This window comes from Psychroserpens sp. AS72 (assembly GCF_038900375.1).
In the GTDB taxonomy this organism is placed as follows: Bacteria; Bacteroidota; Bacteroidia; order Flavobacteriales; family Flavobacteriaceae; genus Psychroserpens.
In genome coordinates, this window is record NZ_JBBMRC010000001.1 from 651,643 (window position 1) to 671,454 (window position 19,812).

16 protein-coding genes are annotated in these 19,812 nt (G+C 32.2%); 6 read left to right on the forward strand and 10 right to left on the reverse strand.

The window, feature by feature from the left end; genetic code table 11:
- Positions 1–19 precede the first annotated feature (19 nt).
- From WNY78_RS02785 to rpsO, 3 genes are all read right to left on the reverse strand, one after another.
- On the reverse strand, positions 20–1,474 hold the full coding sequence (locus WNY78_RS02785; RefSeq protein WP_342871652.1) for a glycosyltransferase family 2 protein: 1,455 nt from the start codon (positions 1,472–1,474) through the stop codon (positions 20–22).
- 183 nt (positions 1,475–1,657) lie between these two features.
- The gene (locus WNY78_RS02790; protein WP_342871653.1) at positions 1,658–3,910 is read right to left on the reverse strand and encodes a polyribonucleotide nucleotidyltransferase; all 2,253 of its coding nucleotides are present in this window, start codon (positions 3,908–3,910) and stop codon (positions 1,658–1,660) included.
- Between the two features lie 234 nt (positions 3,911–4,144).
- Positions 4,145–4,414, reverse strand: a complete 270-nt coding sequence (gene rpsO / locus WNY78_RS02795; RefSeq protein WP_342871654.1) for a 30S ribosomal protein S15 — start codon at positions 4,412–4,414, stop codon at positions 4,145–4,147.
- A gap of 204 nt (positions 4,415–4,618) precedes the next feature.
- Here rpsO and WNY78_RS02800 point away from each other — a divergent pair, with 204 nt between their 5' ends.
- Entirely contained in the window at positions 4,619–5,704 is a 1,086-nt protein-coding gene (locus WNY78_RS02800; protein WP_342871655.1) for a PAS domain S-box protein, read from the forward strand.
- 38 nt (positions 5,705–5,742) lie between these two features.
- On the opposite strand, the gene accD is transcribed toward WNY78_RS02800, so the two are convergent.
- The 3 genes from accD to WNY78_RS02815 form a co-directional block, all read right to left on the reverse strand.
- On the reverse strand, positions 5,743–6,627 hold the full coding sequence (gene accD / locus WNY78_RS02805; RefSeq protein ID WP_342871656.1) for an acetyl-CoA carboxylase, carboxyltransferase subunit beta: 885 nt from the start codon (positions 6,625–6,627) through the stop codon (positions 5,743–5,745).
- Positions 6,628–6,869: 242 nt separating this feature from the next.
- Complete coding sequence (gene fbaA, locus WNY78_RS02810) at positions 6,870–7,937, reverse strand: class II fructose-bisphosphate aldolase (RefSeq protein WP_342871657.1); 1,068 nt, start codon at positions 7,935–7,937, stop codon at positions 6,870–6,872.
- Between the two features lie 160 nt (positions 7,938–8,097).
- The gene (locus WNY78_RS02815; RefSeq protein WP_342871658.1) at positions 8,098–10,653 is read right to left on the reverse strand and encodes a BamA/TamA family outer membrane protein; all 2,556 of its coding nucleotides are present in this window, start codon (positions 10,651–10,653) and stop codon (positions 8,098–8,100) included.
- Between the two features lie 122 nt (positions 10,654–10,775).
- On the opposite strand from WNY78_RS02815, the gene WNY78_RS02820 reads away from it, so the two are divergent.
- Positions 10,776–11,489 (forward strand): RNA methyltransferase, encoded by a 714-nt coding sequence (locus tag WNY78_RS02820; protein WP_342871659.1) that lies wholly within the window; start codon positions 10,776–10,778, stop codon positions 11,487–11,489.
- Between the two features lie 313 nt (positions 11,490–11,802).
- Here WNY78_RS02820 and WNY78_RS02825 read toward each other — a convergent pair whose 3' ends face one another.
- Together WNY78_RS02825 and ubiE are read right to left on the reverse strand one after the other, a co-directional pair.
- Positions 11,803–12,516: a porin family protein gene (locus WNY78_RS02825; RefSeq protein WP_342871660.1), complete on the reverse strand. Its 714-nt coding sequence runs from the start codon at positions 12,514–12,516 to the stop codon at positions 11,803–11,805.
- Between the two features lie 26 nt (positions 12,517–12,542).
- Entirely contained in the window at positions 12,543–13,274 is a 732-nt protein-coding gene (ubiE, locus tag WNY78_RS02830) for a bifunctional demethylmenaquinone methyltransferase/2-methoxy-6-polyprenyl-1,4-benzoquinol methylase UbiE (RefSeq protein WP_342871661.1), read from the reverse strand.
- Between the two features lie 144 nt (positions 13,275–13,418).
- Between ubiE and trkA the strand changes: the two genes are divergently transcribed.
- The 4 genes from trkA (at position 13,419) to WNY78_RS02850 (ending at position 17,311) form a co-directional block, all read left to right on the forward strand.
- The gene (gene trkA, locus WNY78_RS02835; protein WP_342871662.1) at positions 13,419–14,768 is read left to right on the forward strand and encodes a Trk system potassium transporter TrkA; all 1,350 of its coding nucleotides are present in this window, start codon (positions 13,419–13,421) and stop codon (positions 14,766–14,768) included.
- Between the two features lie 187 nt (positions 14,769–14,955).
- A complete protein-coding gene (locus WNY78_RS02840; RefSeq protein WP_342871663.1) occupies positions 14,956–16,449 on the forward strand; it encodes a potassium transporter TrkG in 1,494 nt (497 codons plus the stop codon).
- Positions 16,450–16,610: 161 nt separating this feature from the next.
- Positions 16,611–16,865, forward strand: coding sequence for a hypothetical protein (locus WNY78_RS02845; RefSeq protein WP_342871664.1), 255 nt, complete (start codon positions 16,611–16,613; stop codon positions 16,863–16,865).
- Positions 16,866–17,035: 170 nt separating this feature from the next.
- A complete protein-coding gene (locus WNY78_RS02850; RefSeq protein WP_342871665.1) occupies positions 17,036–17,311 on the forward strand; it encodes a hypothetical protein in 276 nt (91 codons plus the stop codon).
- Positions 17,312–17,379: 68 nt separating this feature from the next.
- Here WNY78_RS02850 and WNY78_RS02855 read toward each other — a convergent pair whose 3' ends face one another.
- A complete protein-coding gene (locus WNY78_RS02855) occupies positions 17,380–18,564 on the reverse strand; it encodes a pyridoxal phosphate-dependent aminotransferase (protein WP_342871666.1) in 1,185 nt (394 codons plus the stop codon).
- Between the two features lie 36 nt (positions 18,565–18,600).
- Positions 18,601–19,695 (reverse strand): acyl-CoA desaturase, encoded by a 1,095-nt coding sequence (locus tag WNY78_RS02860; RefSeq protein WP_342871667.1) that lies wholly within the window; start codon positions 19,693–19,695, stop codon positions 18,601–18,603.
- Between the last annotated feature and the right edge of the window lie 117 nt (positions 19,696–19,812).

Sequence of the window (19,812 nt, forward strand, 5' to 3'; positions counted from 1 at the left end):
TGTCACAAATCAAAATGATTTATGCTAATTTTTGTTCTGGTAATCCACGTGTTAACCAACCTCTTCTGCTTGCAGTAGCAATAGCATAAGGCGTAATCCAAAATAATCCAAATGTATAAAGTATACTATATGAATATGCCCAAATAGATTCTGAAATTTTATAACTATTAGAATAGAAAATCACTGAAAAACTAGAAAGAATTAAGATACTCATAAATGTAGATCCAAAAAATAATAGAGGATGTGTAGCAATAAAAAATAGCATGATTAATAAAAACGGATAACACATTAACATTTCTAAAAACTGACTTACAAATAACAATCTAATTCCAGATGTCTTACCTTCTCTAAAATTAGTAAATACGTATTTTGCCATTGCTAGATTTTCTCTAACATTGCTTCGTCCCCATCTTATAAACATTTTATAAAGTCCAGTAAATTCTTCTGGCACATTAGTATACGCAACCGCGTTTTTTTGAAAAAGGACATGCTTACCTTGTTTTAAAATCATATTGGTCATGGCACGATCCTCACCAATATCTGATGGTTTTCCCATAAACGTTTGGTTGATCCATTCTGGTAAACACTTGTGAACAGCTGTACTGCGATAAGCTGCTAGAGCTCCAGGTGTACAAAGTACAGAGTTTAGACTGCTCTCGGCAGATCGTACAAATTCAAAACTCAGTACAAAGCTAACATCCAGCATTTTTGGAAGCATTGCCTTTTTATTATTTAAAACTCTAATATTTCCTGCAACTGCACCACAATCTTCATTTGTAACAAAAGGACTCACCAAATGTCTCAACGTGTCCTTATTAACAATAGAATCACTATCTACAGTAACAAAGATGTCTCCCAACCCTAAATTGAAACCTCTATAAAGTGCATGACGCTTACCTTTGTTTTCTGGTTGTTGCAAAATGACTAGACGTTCTCCTAATTGTTGTTTCGCTTTTTGCATCCATTCCCAAGTATCATCTACACTACCATCATCAATAGATAACAGTTCTATTTTGTGATGCGGATAATCACTTTCTGCTAAACTCATTAATGTATCCCAAACTTGTTTACCTTCATTATAAGCAGGTACAATCACAGTTATGGATGGTAATTCTTTGTCGGTAACTGATGCTACTGGTTTATATTTTAAAAATTTATAAAACATAAATAAAAACACTAATGCTTTATAAATAAATAGGGTAGCAGTGCTTATAACAAAAGCAGTTCCCCAAAAAGAAGTTAGTTGAACAGTATTTAGAATATTAAAATCACTGCGAAATACACTAAAAAAATAAACTCCAATACTCATTAATATAAATGAACTGACAATTACACTCAAATTATGACGTGTTGAGCGCTCATGTAAATCAATATTAAATCGATTTTGGATGGATTGGAACTTATTTGATAATAGACCAGTTTTTTTATCAGTAGCTAGCTCTACTGTTATAGGTGTAATTTTTTTAGATTTCATGTAGTTATCTAGATGTTTATTTTTATTATGTTTCTAGATTTACGTTTGCTCTATGTGTTTAGATTTTTTTTAATATTTAATTATGATAATCAGGTACGTTTTAACGTTTCCGAAGAAAAAAACATAAAAAAACCTCAAACAGAATTGCTTCCATTTGAGGTTTTAAATTATGATGAAAAGAAATTAATCTTCCTTCTTATCTTCTCTAGGTTTACGATCATCACGACGATTATCACGTCCACGATTATCTCTTCCTCTGTTATCACGTCCACCAGAACGTTTATCATCTCTTGGTGGTCTTTCTACATAACCTTCTGGTTTTGGTAAAATAGCTTTACGAGATACTTTCTCTTTACGCGTACGTTTGTCTATACCAAAGTATTTTACATCAAAAACGTCTCCCATATTAACAACATCGCTAACATTTTCTGTACGTTCCCAAGCTAATTCAGAAACATGTAATAATACTTCATTTCCAGGAGCTTCAACATACTCAACAACAGCACCAAAATCTAACATTTTGATCACTTTTACTTCGTATACACTACCAACTTCAGGCTTAAATAATATAGCATCTATTTTTGCCATTACAGCTTCGATACCTTTTTTACCAACACCTAAAATTTCAACTATACCTTCTTCAGTCACTGGATCTTCGTTAATAACGATAGTCGTCTCAGTTTCTTTTTGCATTTCTTGTATTACTTTTCCACCAGGTCCAATTAAGGCTCCAATAAATTCGTTAGGAACACGTCTTGTAACCATAGTAGGAGCATGTTCTTTTACATCTGCATTAGGTGTAGCAATAGTATCTGTCAATTTCTCTAAGATATGTAAACGACCAGCACGAGCTTGTTTTAGAGCATTTACTAAAATCTCGTATGATAATCCTTTAACTTTAATATCCATTTGACAAGCTGTGATACCATCTGCAGTACCAGTGACTTTAAAATCCATATCTCCTAAATGATCTTCATCACCTAAAATATCAGATAATACAGCGTATTTTCCAGATTCTACATCAGAAATTAATCCCATTGCAATACCAGAAACTGGCTTAGTCATTTGAACTCCAGCATCCATTAATGCCATTGTTCCAGCACAAACAGTTGCCATAGAAGACGAACCGTTAGATTCTAAAACTTCAGATACAATTCTTACTGTGTAAGGACTATCATCTGGCACCATTCCTTTTAATGCACGTTGCGCTAAGTTACCATGACCTACCTCTCTACGAGATGTTCCACGAATTGGTCTAGCTTCTCCAGTACAAAAAGGAGGGAAGTTATAATGTAAATAGAAACGCTCTTCACCTTCTTGAGATGGCATATCTATTTGGTTAGCATCTCTAGAAGTACCTAAAGTTACCGTCGCTAAAGCTTGAGTTTCTCCACGTGTAAAAACTGCAGAACCATGTGTTGATGGTAAATAATCAACCTCACACCAAATTGGTCTAATCTCGTCAGTTTGACGGCCATCTAAACGCAACCCTTCGTTTAAGGTTAAATCTCTAATGGCAGCTTTTTCAGCTTTTCTATAGTAATCAGATACTAATCCACCGTAATCTTCTAATTCTTCTTCGGAAAACGTCGCCTTTATATCTTCTTTAATTTGTTGAAAAGCAGCGCTTCTTTCATGTTTAGATGATCCAGCTTTTGCAATAGCATACACTTTATCATATGCCAAGTCATGCACTTTCTTCTCTAAATCTTTGTCTTCTCTTTCTGGTTCGTATTCACGAGTGTCTTTCTTTCCAAATGCTTCTGCTAATCTTACTTGAGCAGCACATTGTACTTTGATAGCTTCATGAGCAAACTTAATAGCTTCTGCCATTTCTTCTTCAGAAATCTCATCCATTTCACCTTCTACCATCATTACAGAATCTGCAGAAGCTCCAATCATCATGTCGATGTCAGATTCTGCTAATTGAGCAAATGTTGGATTGATAATGAATTCACCGTTTACACGACCAACTCTAGCTTCAGAGATTGGACATTCAAAAGGGAAATCTGATAATTGAATAGCTGCCGAAGCTGCTAATCCTGCCATAGCATCTGGCATAACGTTCTCATCGTGAGACATTAATTGAATCATCACCTGAGTTTCAGAATGATAATCTTTTGGGAATAATGGACGTAAAACACGATCCACTAAACGCATTGTTAAAACTTCACCATCACTTGGTCTAGCTTCTCTTTTAAAGAAACCTCCAGGATAACGACCTGCTGCAGCAAATTTTTCTCTGTAATCTACTGTTAACGGAAGGAAGTTTAAATCCTTCTGTTCGTAATTGGAAACAACTGTACATAATAACATACATTTTCCCGATTGCACAACAACGCTACCATGAGCTTGTTTTGCTAATTTTCCAGTTTCGATAGAAATCTCTCTACCGTCACCAAGGTCAATGACCTCTCTAAATACCTTTGGAATCATAAATTTTTTAATTCTAATTCTAACGCATTATTGCTCGCTAGAATACTGTTAAACAATGGTCGTTGTGTTGTTGTAGTTGTTGTGTGACATGTGATGTCGTGTGACCAATGAAAAACTATTTGTCCCGTCCCGATAGCTATCGAGATTCAGGATCAAGCTTCTTATTTACGATTATTATACTCAATCGCAAGAGTTTATTGTATAAAAAAAAAGAGGCACGAAGCCTCTTTGATGTTATTTTCTTAAATTTAATTCTTTAACTATTGCACGATATCTTAAGACATCTTTCTTAGTTAAGTAATCTAGTAAGCTTCTTCTTTTACCTACTAACTTTACTAATGAACGCTCAGTGTTATAATCTTTACGATTTTGTTTTAAGTGCTCAGTTAAGTGGTTAATTCTGTAAGTAAATAATGCGATTTGACCTTCTGCAGTTCCAGTGTCTTGTGCATTTTTGCCATGTTTTTTAAAGATGGCTTCTTTTTCTTTTTGATCTAAATACATGCTAATATTGTTGTAAATGATTTTTATGTACGCTGAAAGTCGTTCTTTCAGGCTGCAAATATAGTAATTTTTATAATATCTAATACAGTAAAATTGAAACTTTTTGTAGTGCTATTATTTAGCTTAAATTATAGGGAAAATCGTATATATTTGGTAACTTTATTGAGATTAATACATTGATCTTCATGACTTATGCCTAAAAAAATGAGTTTAGTCAAAGACAAGCTCTTTGAAAATATATTCACCCATGCTCATGGTGGAATTGCTATTGTTAGTCTAGAAGGAAAATGGTTAAAAGTAAATAAAAGTATTTGTGAACTATTTGGTTATACTGAAGATGAACTTTATAGTTTTTCGTTTCAGGCACTCACACATCGTGATGATTTAGATGCAGATTTGGAATCAATGCATCAATTAACTGAAGGAGAGATTGATAACTATCAAACTGAAAAACGTTATTTCCACAAAAAAGGACATGTTATTTGGACGCTTTTATCTGTGTCATTAGTTAAGGACCTGGAAGGAAAGCCATTATATTTTGTGTCTCAAATCATTGATATATCTGCTCAGAAATCTGCAAATTGGCATTTACAGTTTTTAATGAATGTTGTGAAAGGGCAAAATGAAAAGTTAAATGATTTTGCTCGTATTGCGACACATGATATTAGAACTCACGTTGGTAACTTAAGCTCGCTTACTGAGTTTTTAGAGGAAGATATTACCGCTATTAAAAACAATGAAAATTATAAAATGCTAAAGGAGTCTATTTCTAATTTAGATGAGACCATCCAGCATCTTAATGATATTAGATTAGATGAGCCTAAAAAATACAATTCTTTAAACACATTACGTCTTTATGATTACGTCAAAAAGGCATTATACAATATTAGTGCTATTGCAAAAAAGGAACAATGTGAGATTGTAAATCGTGTTGATAAAGATGTTTTAATATTAGGAATTGAAGCCTATCTAGATAGTATTATTCTAAATTTTATTACTAATGCTATTAAATATAAATCTCCAAATCAGACACCTATAATTGAAATTACTACAACTACTAAAGACGCCTTTGTAATTTTAAAAATTAAAGATAATGGTCAGGGTATTAATTTAGAAAAGAATAAAAATAAATTATTTACACTCAATGGTACGTTTCACAAACACCATGATTCTAGAGGAGTAGGTTTGTATATTACAAAAAACCATATCGAAAGCATAGGAGGTAAGATTGAAGTAGAGAGTGAAGTTGGTGTTGGGACTTGTTTTTCTATTTATTTGTTGAAGGCATAAAAAAACCTCAAACTTAAAAAAAAGTATGAGGTTAATATTTATTTCGTAGCCACTTCAATTACTGGCTCTCCACGTAAAGGTTGATTTGTAATCAAATCAATATACAAATTGACTTTATCTTTTAATTTACTTCGTTGTGTGATAAAATCTAAGAAACCATGTTCTAATAAAAACTCAGAGGTTTGAAAACCTTCTGGTAATTCTTGACCTGTTGTATCTTTTACAACACGAGGTCCTGCAAAACCAATTAATGCTCCAGGTTCTGCAATGTTAATATCTCCTAACATCGCAAATGATGCTGTTGTTCCACCAGTTGTTGGATCTGTACATAGAGAAATATAAGGAATTCCTGCATCTGCTAATTGTGCTAATCTAACGGATGTTTTTGCTAATTGCATTAAAGATAATGCAGCTTCCATCATACGAGCACCTCCAGATTTGGAGATTATCATAAATGGGATTTTCTTTTTAAGTGAGTAATCTGCTGCTCTTGCAATTTTTTCACCTACAACACTTCCCATAGATCCACCAATGAAAGAAAAATCCATACAAGCAATCACTAAATCTTTACCTTTAGATTTACCTACAGCACATCGTACAGCATCTTTAAGCTTTGTTTTTTCTTGAGCCGCTTTTAAACGGTCTGGATATTTTTTAGTATCCTCAAATTTTAATGGGTCTTTAGATGTAAGACCTGCATCTAATTCTTTAAATTTATTGTCATCAAATAGAATTTCAAAGTATTCTTTACTACCAATTCTTACGTGATAACCATCTTCTGGGCTTACGTAAAAGTTTTTTTCAAGTTCTTCAGTATCTATTATTTTTCCTGTAGGAGATTTGTACCACAGCCCTTTGGGTGTGTCTTTTTTCTCTTCGGTAGAGGTTGTTATTCCTTTTTCTTTTCTTTTAAACCAAGACATAGTTTTAATTTTCGATATTAAATATACGAAATTAGAAGTGTTCTAAATCGGTAATGCGTTAAGGATTAAAGCGACATCCTTTTTTTGAAGGTGGTTTTGTATTTAAAAACCAATTTTAAAAAAAGATATAGCGGAAAGCCTGACCACAAAATTAAACACAAAAAGTTTAATTTTGTGGTAACGCCCAAAAAAATATTGAATTCAATATACTTTAGCGCTTTGCAAAAGTATAAATGATTTGATTATAAAGTATTTACATTATTAAGATCTTCAAACGCTTTTTTAAGTCGCTCAACAAATGCTTCTTCACCTTTACGCAACCAAACTCGAGGATCATAATATTTTTTGTTTGGTGATGCTGGACCGTCTGGTGAGCCTAACTGCGTTTTTAAATACTCGCTCTTTTCTCCCATGTAATCACGAATACCACTCATAAATGCATATTGCATATCTGTATCGATATTCATTTTAATCACTCCGTAACCAATTGCTTCTTGGATTTCTTCTTCTGTAGAACCAGATCCACCATGAAATACAAAATCAATATGGTTGTGTGGTAAATTGTGTTTTTTAGATAAAAACTCTTGAGAATTTTTAAGAATTTTTGGTGTCAATTTCACATTTCCTGGCTTGTAAACACCATGAACATTTCCAAAAGCAGCAGCAATAGTAAACTGATCACTTATTTTACTTAATTCTTCATAAGCGTAAGCAACTTCTTCTGGTTGTGTGTATAATTTAGACTCATCAACATCACTATTATCTACACCATCTTCTTCACCACCTGTGATACCTAATTCTATTTCTAAAGTCATTCCCATTTTGCTCATACGTTCGAGATACGTTTTGCAAATTTCTATATTTTCTTCTATTGGTTCTTCGGAAAGATCAATCATGTGAGAACTGTAAAGTGACTTACCAGTCTCTTTGAAATGTTGCTCACTAGCATCTAGTAAACCGTCAATCCAAGGTAATAATTTTTTGGCACAATGGTCTGTATGTAAAATTACGGGAACACCATAAGCTTCTGCCATTAAGTGAATGTGTTTTGCTCCTGCAATAGAACCAGCAATGGCTGCTTTTTGGTTTTCGTTACTTAACCCTTTACCTGCGTTAAATTGAGCACCACCATTTGAAAATTGAATAATTACTGGTGCGTTTAATGCTTTTGCTGTTTCTAAAACGGCATTAATGGTATTAGAACCAATAACGTTAACTGCTGGTAAAGCAAACCCTTTTTCTTTTGCTAGTTTAAAAATTGCTTGAACTTCTTTTCCTGTTGCAACTCCTGGTTTTATGTTGTGACCCATGATTATTTTAGTTGAATGTTAAGTTTCAAAAGTACGTAATTTTTGCATAAAATCAGATGTTTTTAAGAGTTTCATGGCATAGAAATTTACGCAAACGTTATCGTTTTTGATACTTTGATTAGGCTCAGTACAAGAGAAAAAAAATGTAGAACTAATGGTGTTAAAAAGGGTAGTTGACTCCAATGTTATAAACGGCATTACCAAAGTTATAATCTTTAAACCAACGATCTCCCAAAGTTCTAGAAGGATCATATGTTTTAAAACCAATATCGCCTCTTAATACGAAGAAGCTAAAGTCATAACGAATTCCAAAACCAGAGCCTACAGCAATATCTTTTAAAGAAGAAAACCCATCAAATGTTGCTGCTTCGTCTTCTACATTGTCAAATACATTCCAAATGTTACCTGCATCAACAAACACTGCACCATTAAAACGTCCTAATAGATTGAAACGTTGTTCTGCACTCAGCGTAATTTTTAAATTCGCTTCGTTAAATTCATTTGTTGATAATGAACTTCCTGGTCCCAAATTATAGGCAGTCCAAGCTCTAATATCATTTGGTCCACCTGCAAAGAAACTCTTAGCAAATGGTATATTTTCTGAATTGCCATAAGGAATAGCAATTCCAAGATAACTACGTACAGCAAATTCATTTTTACGACCTAAATCCCAGTGCTTTACGTAATCAACTTCTGCTTTTACATATTGTGAAAATGGGACACCAAATACTTCATATTTATCATCTTGATTTTTTTCAAGACCAAAAACATTTGATAGATTAGATAGCAAGTTTCCTGCAAGTTCTAATCGTAATCTGACAATAGAGAAGTTTTTATCAAATAAATTTTCTCGCCTGTTTTTTACAAAATTAAAGCTTGATGAGAAAATAAGGTTGTCTTCTGTAAGTCGGTCTTTACGTTGTTTAATGTTGTTAACTGTGATATAATCATCATCTGTTGGTGAGAGTGAGGTATTACCACTTACCACATTTTCTATAAATAGATCTGCAGGAGCAAATGAGCCGCTTTCACTCAGCTCTTCATCTTCACCAATGACTCCAAGATTTTGAGCTATCGTATTTAAACTTGAAAATGAATTTTGATAGACACCAAAATAATTACCAACATTAAGATTTTTTACATACTGTACATTTAATAAATCAAAACTATTGGTGACTTTACTCGATGGATACCAATTGTAATTTAAAGATCCTGTAAACGCTTGCTTGTCTAATCCAATATTACGTTGACTAGTAGCACTTAAATTAAATCTAGTACTTGGTGACATGTATTTTGGAACTATTTTTTCTGTTTTAAACGGAAGGAAAAATCGAGGGATACTTAGTCGTATATTTCCACCAAGCTCATTGATATCAAAAAACTGATCTTTAGTGTTTGAAGCATCGTCAGAAGCTCCAATAGAACCAATTCCTGAGATTTCTAAAGTTTCGGCACCTCTAAAAATATTTCTAATTAACAGTCCAGCATTAAAAGAAAAACCAACTTGTTGGATATTACTTTTAAACACCTCAAAACTACTAGTGAGCTCAAATTTTTTCTTCGGAATAAGATACACATTAGCAGTTAATGTCGAGTCTTGCTCGTTTGGGATGTAGTCAATTCTTGGATATCTAAATGCTTGTAACTCGCTTAAATAACGATACGTTCTCGTTCTGTCTATATCTTTAAATACATCGTCTTTAGTAATAAAAACGGCATCTGTAATAGCTTTTGGTCTGTATTTTAATTTATTATAACTGTATAAATTGTAGTTTTTAAATGTTACAGAATCTGTGATTGTAGAGTCTCTATATTCATTTTTATAATCTGTATAAATATTAACATCTTTTATTTTATAGACCTTAAAAGGGATGCGAGCTACAGAATCTTCATTTCTTATTGCTCTATTGGCAATGATTAAATCGGTATTTATTTTTCTTTTAGTGCGAACAGTGTCAATATCAAAGGTGATATAGTCTTGACCAAAATAATAATACCCAGAATTTCTAAGCAACGTTGTTAGTCTGTCACGTTCATTAGCATAATTTGTTTCATCATATTGCTGTCCTGTTGCGATTAAAGAACCTTTTTTTAATTTAGAATTATATAATGAGTCTATTGCAGGTGTTTTAATACTAGATTTCATCGAATCTAAAATATAAGGCTTACCTGTTTTAACATTATAAGTAACTCTTGCTTTTTGAGAGCTGTCTTTTTTCGTGTCAAAAGACGTTTCTACATCAAACCATCCTTTACTAAAATAATATTTTTTAAGAGCTAGAGCTGTTTTTTCTGCTTTGGTCTCATTATAAATTGTAGGAGCTTCTCCAGTTTTTTTAAGCCAATTATTGAAGTTTTTTCTAGATTGCAATTCTCTGTAAAACTGTTTTTCTGAAAGTAATTTTGTTTTCCAAGCCACTTTTCGTGGATTGTCTAATACTTTAGCTTTTAAAATAGAATCTATATTTGGTCTCGCTAAATTATAAATATGGATACGTAACGGGATTCCTAAAAGTGTGCCGTTAGGTTTTTGATATTGTAGATTTTCTATAGTCTCTGTAGATGTGGTTTTTTCATTCACTAAGACCGTATTATTTACTAATAAGTGCTCATCTTTTTTAACACGCTTCATAACATCGCATGAGAATGTCGTGCATATCAAACTAAAGATTAATAGTCTTAAAACGGTATATTTCAAAGGTGTGGATGTTTGCATTTAAAATCTATCCAAATTTACTGATTTTATTATCTTCTAAAGATGTTAGGATAACAAATAATAAGCCAAAAAAGTATTACTTTGTATTTTAGTAATAAAATCACAAAAATACACACCATTTAATGCTAACCAAGAGTCATATAAAATTAATTACGAGCCTAAGTCAAAAAAAGTTTAGACAGCAGGAACAATTATTTGTTGTTGAAGGCATAAAAGGCATTAATGAGTTTTTAAACTCAAGTTTTAAACTACATCTATTATTTTCTACGGAAGCTATTTTTAATGCAGAAACAATAATTATTTCAGAAAAAGAACTTCAAAAGATCAGTAATTTAAAATCTCCAAATAGGGCTCTTGCTGTATTTTATATTCCGAAGAAAAAACATGTAGAACCCAACGGATTGATTTTAGCCTTGGACGATGTTCGTGATCCAGGAAACTTAGGGACTATCATAAGACTTTGCGATTGGTTTGGAATTAAAAAATTGGTTTGTAGTAATGCAACCGTAGATTGTTATAATTCTAAAGTGGTACAGGCAACTATGGGATCGTTAGCTAGAATTGATATTCAGTATGTTGATTTACAAGCGTATTTAAGTGATTATAAAAATGATGTCTTCGGAACATTTATGGATGGAAACAACATATATTCTGAAACATTACCAGACAAAGGAATCATTGTTATGGGTAATGAAGCAAACGGCATTTCTGAAGAGATTGAAAAATTAGTTACTAAAAAACTATGTATTCCACGATTTGGAGATTTAAAAGCAACAGAAAGTTTAAATGTAGCCACTGCGACTTCAATTGTATTGAGTGAGTTTAAAAGGGAATAGTTTTCAGTCTCAGTCTCAGTCTCAGTTTTGGTCTTTAATTTAGAAAGGCAAAGCGGTTGATTTATGTTTTTTAAGTATTAGTTTTCAGTTACAGTCGCAGTTGTCATTTTTCTGAAAAGAGAATTGTTATGTCATTGTACTTTAAAGTATTTAACTGGTAAGCTATAATAGTTTGTTATTGCTAAAACTTGAAGGTTTCAACTTTCCGAAGAAAAAAAGAGAACGATTTGTGAACTATTAATTTGTGTCTAGTAGTGCGCTTTTTGTAAGTGTGAGTAAGAACTGAGACTGAGACTGAGACTGAAAACTAAAATTACTGAAACGTAAAGTTCAAGAAAACACCACGCGTTTTCATAGTCGTTACATTACTTGTCCAAGGACTATTAGGATCTTCATCTCTCACTAATTCATCATTTAGAGCAAATACACCACGAATAGAAGGTGTGAATTTAAACCATTGATTGTATAAATCTACTCCAAAGCCTAACTCATAAAACAACACGTTTTTCTTAGTTCTAAATTGTCCAGCAGCATTATCATCTGGGTTTTCTTCGTTACTAGATAAGTTTAAAGCCATAGAAAATCCGCCAATAATAAAAGGTTTAATATTATTAAATCGTTTGGTTGATACTTTTAGTAATAAAGGAAAATGAACATAGGTAGATTTGACTTCACGTAATAAATCAGAATTTGTAGATTCTAAACCTGCAAAATAAGCAGGATCATATTGCAAATTTCTTGTGGTTATAAATAAACCAGGCTCAAAACGCAGATCAAAATAGTCGTTAAGCCTTAGGTTAGATACTAAACCAACACTAAATCCCATACTGGTTTCTACTAATATATCTGGTTTGTCTTGTTCGTAATTAAATTGATAATCATAACTATTGAGTCCAAGGTAAAAACCCCAAGACACTCTTTGTTTATCAAAATTTTCAATATTCTTTATTTTTTCTTTACTAAAAAGTTGAGCAAATGCAGTTTGCGATGCTATTAATAAAGTTAAAATGATAAGTACTCTCTTCATAAATTACGATAATGACTTTAAAACGTTTACGCTTTAGATGCTGTATAAATTGTTGCAACACCTAAAGTTTGAGGATTGTCTTGCACGTTAATAAACCCAATTTTACGTAAAATATTGTTTAAAACCTCACCATAAGGAAAAACAGATGCAGATTCACATAAATATGAGTAAGCAGATTGGTCTTTTGAAAAGAGTTTTCCAATCGTTGACATCACATATTTTGTATAGAATTTATAACCTTGTTTAAAAGGTGTTTTTGTAGGTACAGAAGTTTCTAGGATGACAAATGTTCCGTTAGGTTTTAAGACTCTAAGAATTTCTGCAAGTCCTTTTTCTAGCGTTTCAAAATTTCTAACACCAAAAGCAACAGTAATGGCATCAAAGCTATTGTCTTCAAAAGGTAAGTCTTCAGAATCTCCAACAACCATAGAGATGAGGTTGTCTAAATTTTTATGTTTTATTTTTTGTCTACCCACTTCTAACATCCCATCACTAATGTCTAATCCAATGATTTCTTTAGCATTAGTTTTTGCAAGGCTAATGGCTAAATCGCCAGTTCCTGTTGCAATGTCTAAAATACGTTCAGGATTAGTTTTCGATACAATATCAACAACTTTATTTCGCCACTTGATGTCTATTCCAAAAGAAATAACACGATTTAAACCATCGTATTCTTTTGATATATTATCAAACATTTGAGCGACTTGTTGCTTTTTATTCAAATCACTATCCTTGTATGGAGTTACTTTTGAGGACATTTCTTTTTTTGCAAATATACTTAAATCAAATAGCTTAAAATAATATCTGCATTAATTTACAAGGATATCAATGACATAATAAAGTAGTATATTTGCAACCTTAGATCGAACTCAGGTTTATATTTTTTTTGAATACAATTTTCTATGAAAATAATTATTGCAGGTGCTGGTGAAGTAGGATTTCATTTAGCTAAGCTTTTATCATACGAGTCTCAAGAGATTACATTAATCGATACAGACAAAAATAGTTTAGCTTATGCAAGCGATCACTTAGATATTAGAGTTATTAAAGGTGATGTGACTTCAATTGCAATTTTAAGAGATGCTAGAATTAATACAGCTGCTTTATTTATCGCTGTAACATCTTCGGAAACTACAAACATTACAGCTTGTGTACTTGCAAAACAATTAGGAGCCAAACAAACCATTGCTCGAATATCAAATTCTGAATTTTTAGATGAAACGGACGATATAGGATTTGCAAAATTTGGAATTGATGAATTAATCTCACCAGAAATTTTAGCAGCCTCAGAAATAGAATTACTTCTAAATCAATATGGATTTAATGATACCTATGAATTTGAAGAAGGCAAGCTAACGATGCTTAGTTTGCGATTATCAAGAACTGCAAGTTTTGTAGGTAAAACGGTAAGAGAAGCTGCAGAAGTGTTTCCAGAGTTACACTTTTTACCTATAGCTATACAACGTTTTGGGACTCAATATACAATTATTCCTAGAGGAGATACAGAGTTCAAAGAAGGTGATAAAGTTGTTTTTATGACCTCTAAAGGTGGTGATGAAGAGTTATTTGAACTTTCGGGAAAAGTAAAAACAGAGCTTAAAAATATCATGATTTTAGGCGGAAGTAAAATTGGCTATAAAACAGCCAAGGACCTTTGCGAAAGTAAATTTAGAGTTAAGCTTATAGAAAAAGATAGTGAAGTTGCTTTTGAATGTGCAGATGATTTATCAAACGCTTTAGTGATAAATGGTGATGGTAGAAATGTAGAGTTGCTTGATGAAGAAAATATTTCAGGTATGGATGCGTTTATTTCGGTTACAGGAAATTCTGAAACCAATATCATGTCCTGCCTTGTAGCAAAATCAAAAGGCGTTAAAAAAACAATCGCATTGGTTGAAAATATGGATTACTATCAATTATCTCAATCTATAGGTATTGATACGTTAATCAACAAAAAACTTCTTGCAGCAAATAATATATTTAGATACATAAGACGTGGTGAAGTTGTTGCGATGACTAAACTAACCAATATGAATGCCGAGTTATTGGAGTTTGATGTTAATTCTCAATCTAAAATTACCAAAAAGAAAATTAAAGATTTAGATTTTCCACGATCAGCAATTATTGGAGGTGTGATTCGTGATGATGTTGGACTTATTCCGTTAGGAGATTTTCAGATCCAAATGGGAGATAAGGTCGTTGTATGTTCTTTACCTAGATCTATAACTCAAGTAGAACGTTTCTTTTTCTAATTTTAAGACATGAAACATTCAATCCATATTATAAATGATCTATTTGCCTATTCTTTGAATGTTTCTTATGACCATCAAAAAAAATTATTAACGACCATATGAACCATTCATTCTATATTTGTAAGGATAAAGATAAATTTTCTTTGAATGAACCATGTGACTTTTAATAAAAATTATAAACGAACACATGAAACTTAACTACAAAATCATTTTTCATTTTTTCGGGTTGTTATGTCTTTTCAATGGAGGATTCATGTTATTGTCTACTATCATAAGTCTTATTTATGAAGATGGCGTAACATTAGAACTCTTGTCTTCGGGTCTTATCGTTGTTTTGATGGGTGTTGCTTTAATGTTTTCAACTAAAAAGCATAAAAAAGTTCTCAATAAAAGAGATGGTTATCTTGTAGTAGCTTTTGGTTGGATTGTCATGACATTGACTGGTACATTACCTTATTTAATTTCTGGATCTATTCCTGGATTTACAAATGCGTTTTTTGAAACGATGTCTGGTTATACGACAACAGGATCTACTATTTTAAATGATATTGAGGCCATACCAAAAGGGATTTTGTTTTGGCGTAGTATGACACATTGGATTGGTGGTATGGGAATTATCGTTCTTGCCATTGCTATTTTACCATTACTAGGGATTGGAGGTATGCAGCTTTTTGCAGCTGAAGCTCCAGGACCTAACGCAGATAAATTACATCCTAGAATTACAGATACTGCAAAACGTCTTTGGCTTATCTATTTTGGTTATACAGCAGCCGAAACTATTTTGCTTCAAGTTGCGGGAATGACATTTTTTGATGCTATAAATCATTCACTCTGTACGTTGTCAACTGGTGGGTTTTCAACCAAAAACGCAAGTGTAGCCTACTGGAACGGACAACCGGTAATACAATATATTATCATCGTATTTATGTTTTTAGCAGGAACAAACTTTGTACTAAGTTACTTTGCTTTCAAAGGGAAAATACAGAAAGCAATCTTCGATGAAGAGTTTAAATTGTATTTTAAATTCATAGCATTATTTACAATTATCGCTGCTTTTATTATCTACTTTAGAGCAGATTTCTCAATCTCAACAATTGATCATCCTATGGTTTTAGGAAAAGCCGAAGCATCTTTTAGACATGCACTTTTTCAAGTAATTTCTGTGATAACAACCACTGGTTTTGTCACTGCAGATTTCACATTATGGACACCATTTTTGGTTGTGTTCTTTTTTGGGCTCATGTTTTTAGGAGGTTCAGCAGGAAGTACATCAGGTGGAGTAAAAGTTGTGCGTCACATGATTATGATAAAAAATGGATTTCTAGAATTTAAACGTGCATTACATCCAAATGCTATATTGCCTGTTCGTTATAATAAAAAAGCGGTAAATGGAGACATTGTATTTAATATTTTGGGATTCTTTATTCTATATATGTTATCTTTTATAGTTGGCGCATTGGTGTTTTCTATGATGCATATAGATTTTGAATCTGCAATTGGTTTATCGGCTTCAAGTTTGGGTAATGTTGGTCCTGCTCTAGGTAATTTTGGGCCAGTTAATAATTATGCTGAGTTGCCAGCTTTAGGAAAATGGTGGTCTGCATTTTTGATGCTTATTGGTCGTTTAGAACTCTTCACAGTTTTGATTTTATTGACTCCTTTTTTCTGGAGAAATAGATAAGATTTTAATTTTTTTTTAAAATATTTTTTCTTCGGAAATATTAATATTTATAGGTATTTCGAGAATTTCACATTGGTTTTTAAGGGGTTATAAAATGAATAGCTTGTAACATTTTGTTTGAATGTGCGTCTTATTTGTATAACCAATTAAATCAATCAATCATGGAATTAGTATTAACATCACAAAAATTAGAGCCTTCACCTAAACCTAGATTAGAAACCGAATTTGTTAGACCTCAAGGTTTATTAAATTCTAATTACAAGTCTATTGTAGCATGTAATTTACATCATGCAAATTCAAAATCAATCTTTGGTATTAAGCAACGCATAAAAGGCAGACAATATCAATTCACTTCAAGTATCGAAACACTTTTAAAATTGTCTGTTTTTGCCATAGTTCTTGGCTTTATATTATAGTTAGACTATAAATGACCTTTTTAACTGATATTACTGAGCGTTTCCTCATATTATCTTTTACATTTTTATTCAATACGTTTTCGGCATATTTTTTATCTCGAAAGGTTTGATATACTTCAATTTTAACGGTTGGACTGCTGGAAGATATTTCGGCATAAAAAAAAGATATTATGAGCTCAATAGGATCAATGAATACTACAATTAATAATAATAGAAAATTATTAAAAAACGGAAAACGCAAACCATTTACAAAAATGAATGGAGTCTCTAGTAAACCTTTAGGGTATAAACAATATGTTATGCCTAAAGTATCACCTCATGTTTTGAGACGTATTAGAATAAAAACGAAAAGAGGAAATAGACGACTACTCATCAAGAAAATAATTATTGGGATTATTGTAGGATCAATTGTTTTGTATTGGTTTTATAGAATCCAGTATGGATGAAAAGAAAAGACCTTTCAGATTTTTAATTTCTGAAAGGTCTTATTATAGTTTTTAGATTGTATGTCTGTTTAACTCACAGCATCTTTAATCCTCTTTATCGCTTCAATAATTTGTTCTTGCGATGCTGCATAAGAAATACGAATACAGTCTGGATTACCAAAAGCAACACCTGTTACAGTTGCTACATTTGCATGTTCTAATAAATAGAGCGAAAAATCGGTAGCATTTTCTATTTTTTGTCCTTTGAGCGTTTTTCCGAAGAAATGCGACACATCAGGAAACACATAAAATGCACCTTCTGGTACGTTTGTTTTAAATCCTTCGATGTCGCTCAATAAACCAAGAATTAATTCTCGTCTTACTTTAAACTCATCAATCATGAATTGTACTCGAGATGGCGACTCATTTAAAGCCGTAATTACAGCGCGTTGTGCAATACAATTTGCACCACTTGTAATTTGACCTTGCATTTTAGTACAAGCTCTTGCAATAGTTTCGGGAGCTCCAATATATCCAATTCTCCAACCTGTCATAGCAAAGGCTTTTGAAACACCATTAACCGTTACAGTTCTATCAAACATATCATCAAATTGCGCCATACTTGCATGACCACCAATAAAATTGATATGCTCATAAATTTCATCTGAAACAACTACAATATTTGGGTGTTTTTGAAGTACATCTGCTAATGCTCTTAACTCGTCTTTACTGTAAACTGATCCACTTGGGTTACAAGGAGAGCTATACCAAATCATTTTCGTTTTTGGTGTGATTGCAGCTTCTAATTGTTGAGGTGTGAGTTTAAAATCGTTTTCTATAGATGTTTTTACTTCTACAGGAACACCTTCGTTAAGTTTAACGATGTCACTATAACTCACCCAATATGGACAAGGTAAAATTACTTCATCTCCTTTATTAAGCATAACCGCAGCAATATTGGCTAATGATTGTTTAGCTCCTGTAGATACTACTATTTGCGAGTGCTTATAATTAAGATGGTTATCTCGTTTAAATTTGTTGATTATGGCATCTTTTAATTCTACATAACCATCAACAGGAGTGTATGAATTATAGTTGTCATGTATTGCTTGAATAGCTGCGTCTTTAATGTAATCAGGTGTATTGAAGTCTGGTTCTCCCAGGCTTAAGCCAATAATATCTTTTCCTTCTGCTTTTAGCTCTCTAGTTTTGGCAGCCATTGCTAATGTTGCAGATGTTGCCATGTTGAGAACTCTCTCTGAAAGTTGTGTCATTGTATGTGATTAGTTGATTTTAAGCTAGAAATTGTATTAAGCCATGCTAGGCTTTTTACCTAATTCTTTTAGTTGTTGGTAATGCTCTCCAATAGCTGTCCAAATAGAATTGTATTCGTTATAAGGTAAACTGAACTCGTGAGCTGTTTCTCTTACAATTTTTGCAATATTTTTATAATGAACATGACTTATATTTGAGAATAAATGGTGTTCTACTTGTCTATTTAATCCTCCAGTGTAAAATTCTACTATCCAGCTTTTAGGAGAAAAATTAGATGTGGTAAATAATTGATGTATAGCCCAAGTATTTTTCATGGTACCATTTTCGTCTGGTAAAGGCATTTCGGTATTTGGCATCACATGTGCTAATTGAAAAACGACACTTAAAATAATACCAGCTGTATAATGCATAATTAGAAATCCTATTAAAACTTGCCACCAAGCGTAACCTAAAGCTATAGGTAATACTACCCAAATAGAATAATATAGTATTTTACCTATAATTAATTTAGTCCATTGTGTAGCAGGATTAGGAAATTCTCCATAAGAGAGTTTTCTTTTAAGATATTGATACGTTTGTTTAAAATCTGTTGTGATTGCCCAATTTACAGTTAACAAACCATATAATAAGAAGGCATAATATTTTTGATATTGATGAATTTTCAACCATTTAGAGTGTTTAGAAAAACGAATTATTCTTCCAGCATCAATGTCTTCATCGTGTCCTTGAATATTAGTATATGTGTGGTGTAATACATTATGTTGTACTTTCCAGTTATAATCGTTACCAGCTAATATATGTATGCTGCTTCCCATTAATTTATTTACCCATTTTTTACTAGAAAAAGAACCATGATTAGCATCGTGCATAACATTCATACCAACACCTGCCATACCAATACCAATAACCATCATACTGATGATTTGTAACCAAATAGGTAGTTCAACTGTCAATAAGAGCACTAAAGGACCAAGTAACAATGTGAACATTACTATAGCTTTGATGTAAAGCTTCCAGTTTCCTGTTTTTTTTATATTATTTTCTTTAAAATAGTCATTAACACGTTTGTTTAGTGTTCTGAAGAATTTTGCAGAATCTGTTCTAGAGAAGGTTAAAGTTTGTTTACTCATGCTATTAATTTTCAATATAACGTGATAAATCACATTTTCATATTACTTACAAAGATAAATAATAAAAGCTGTGTGAAGTATAATTAAATCTTAAAAATATCCACTTAAAAATACATA

Bases quoted from the DNA above. Each gene is read 5' to 3' on its own strand.
- WNY78_RS02815 (WP_342871658.1), bottom strand. From the start codon at position 10,653: ATGCAAACATCCACACCTTTGAAATATACCGTTTTAAGACTATTAATC.
- WNY78_RS02845 (WP_342871664.1), top strand. From the start codon at position 16,611: ATGGAATTAGTATTAACATCACAAAAATTAGAGCCTTCACCTAAACCT.
- WNY78_RS02820 (WP_342871659.1), top strand. From the start codon at position 10,776: ATGCTAACCAAGAGTCATATAAAATTAATTACGAGCCTAAGTCAAAAA.
- WNY78_RS02800 (WP_342871655.1), top strand. From the start codon at position 4,619: ATGAGTTTAGTCAAAGACAAGCTCTTTGAAAATATATTCACCCATGCT.
- WNY78_RS02840 (WP_342871663.1), top strand. From the start codon at position 14,956: ATGAAACTTAACTACAAAATCATTTTTCATTTTTTCGGGTTGTTATGT.
- accD (WP_342871656.1), bottom strand. From the start codon at position 6,627: ATGTCTTGGTTTAAAAGAAAAGAAAAAGGAATAACAACCTCTACCGAA.
- WNY78_RS02785 (WP_342871652.1), bottom strand. From the start codon at position 1,474: ATGAAATCTAAAAAAATTACACCTATAACAGTAGAGCTAGCTACTGAT.
- fbaA (WP_342871657.1), bottom strand. From the start codon at position 7,937: ATGGGTCACAACATAAAACCAGGAGTTGCAACAGGAAAAGAAGTTCAA.
- WNY78_RS02850 (WP_342871665.1), top strand. From the start codon at position 17,036: ATGAGCTCAATAGGATCAATGAATACTACAATTAATAATAATAGAAAA.
- WNY78_RS02855 (WP_342871666.1), bottom strand. From the start codon at position 18,564: ATGACACAACTTTCAGAGAGAGTTCTCAACATGGCAACATCTGCAACA.
- WNY78_RS02825 (WP_342871660.1), bottom strand. From the start codon at position 12,516: ATGAAGAGAGTACTTATCATTTTAACTTTATTAATAGCATCGCAAACT.
- WNY78_RS02790 (WP_342871653.1), bottom strand. From the start codon at position 3,910: ATGATTCCAAAGGTATTTAGAGAGGTCATTGACCTTGGTGACGGTAGA.
- WNY78_RS02860 (WP_342871667.1), bottom strand. From the start codon at position 19,695: ATGAGTAAACAAACTTTAACCTTCTCTAGAACAGATTCTGCAAAATTC.
- trkA (WP_342871662.1), top strand. From the start codon at position 13,419: ATGAAAATAATTATTGCAGGTGCTGGTGAAGTAGGATTTCATTTAGCT.
- ubiE (WP_342871661.1), bottom strand. From the start codon at position 13,274: ATGTCCTCAAAAGTAACTCCATACAAGGATAGTGATTTGAATAAAAAG.
- rpsO (WP_342871654.1), bottom strand. From the start codon at position 4,414: ATGTATTTAGATCAAAAAGAAAAAGAAGCCATCTTTAAAAAACATGGC.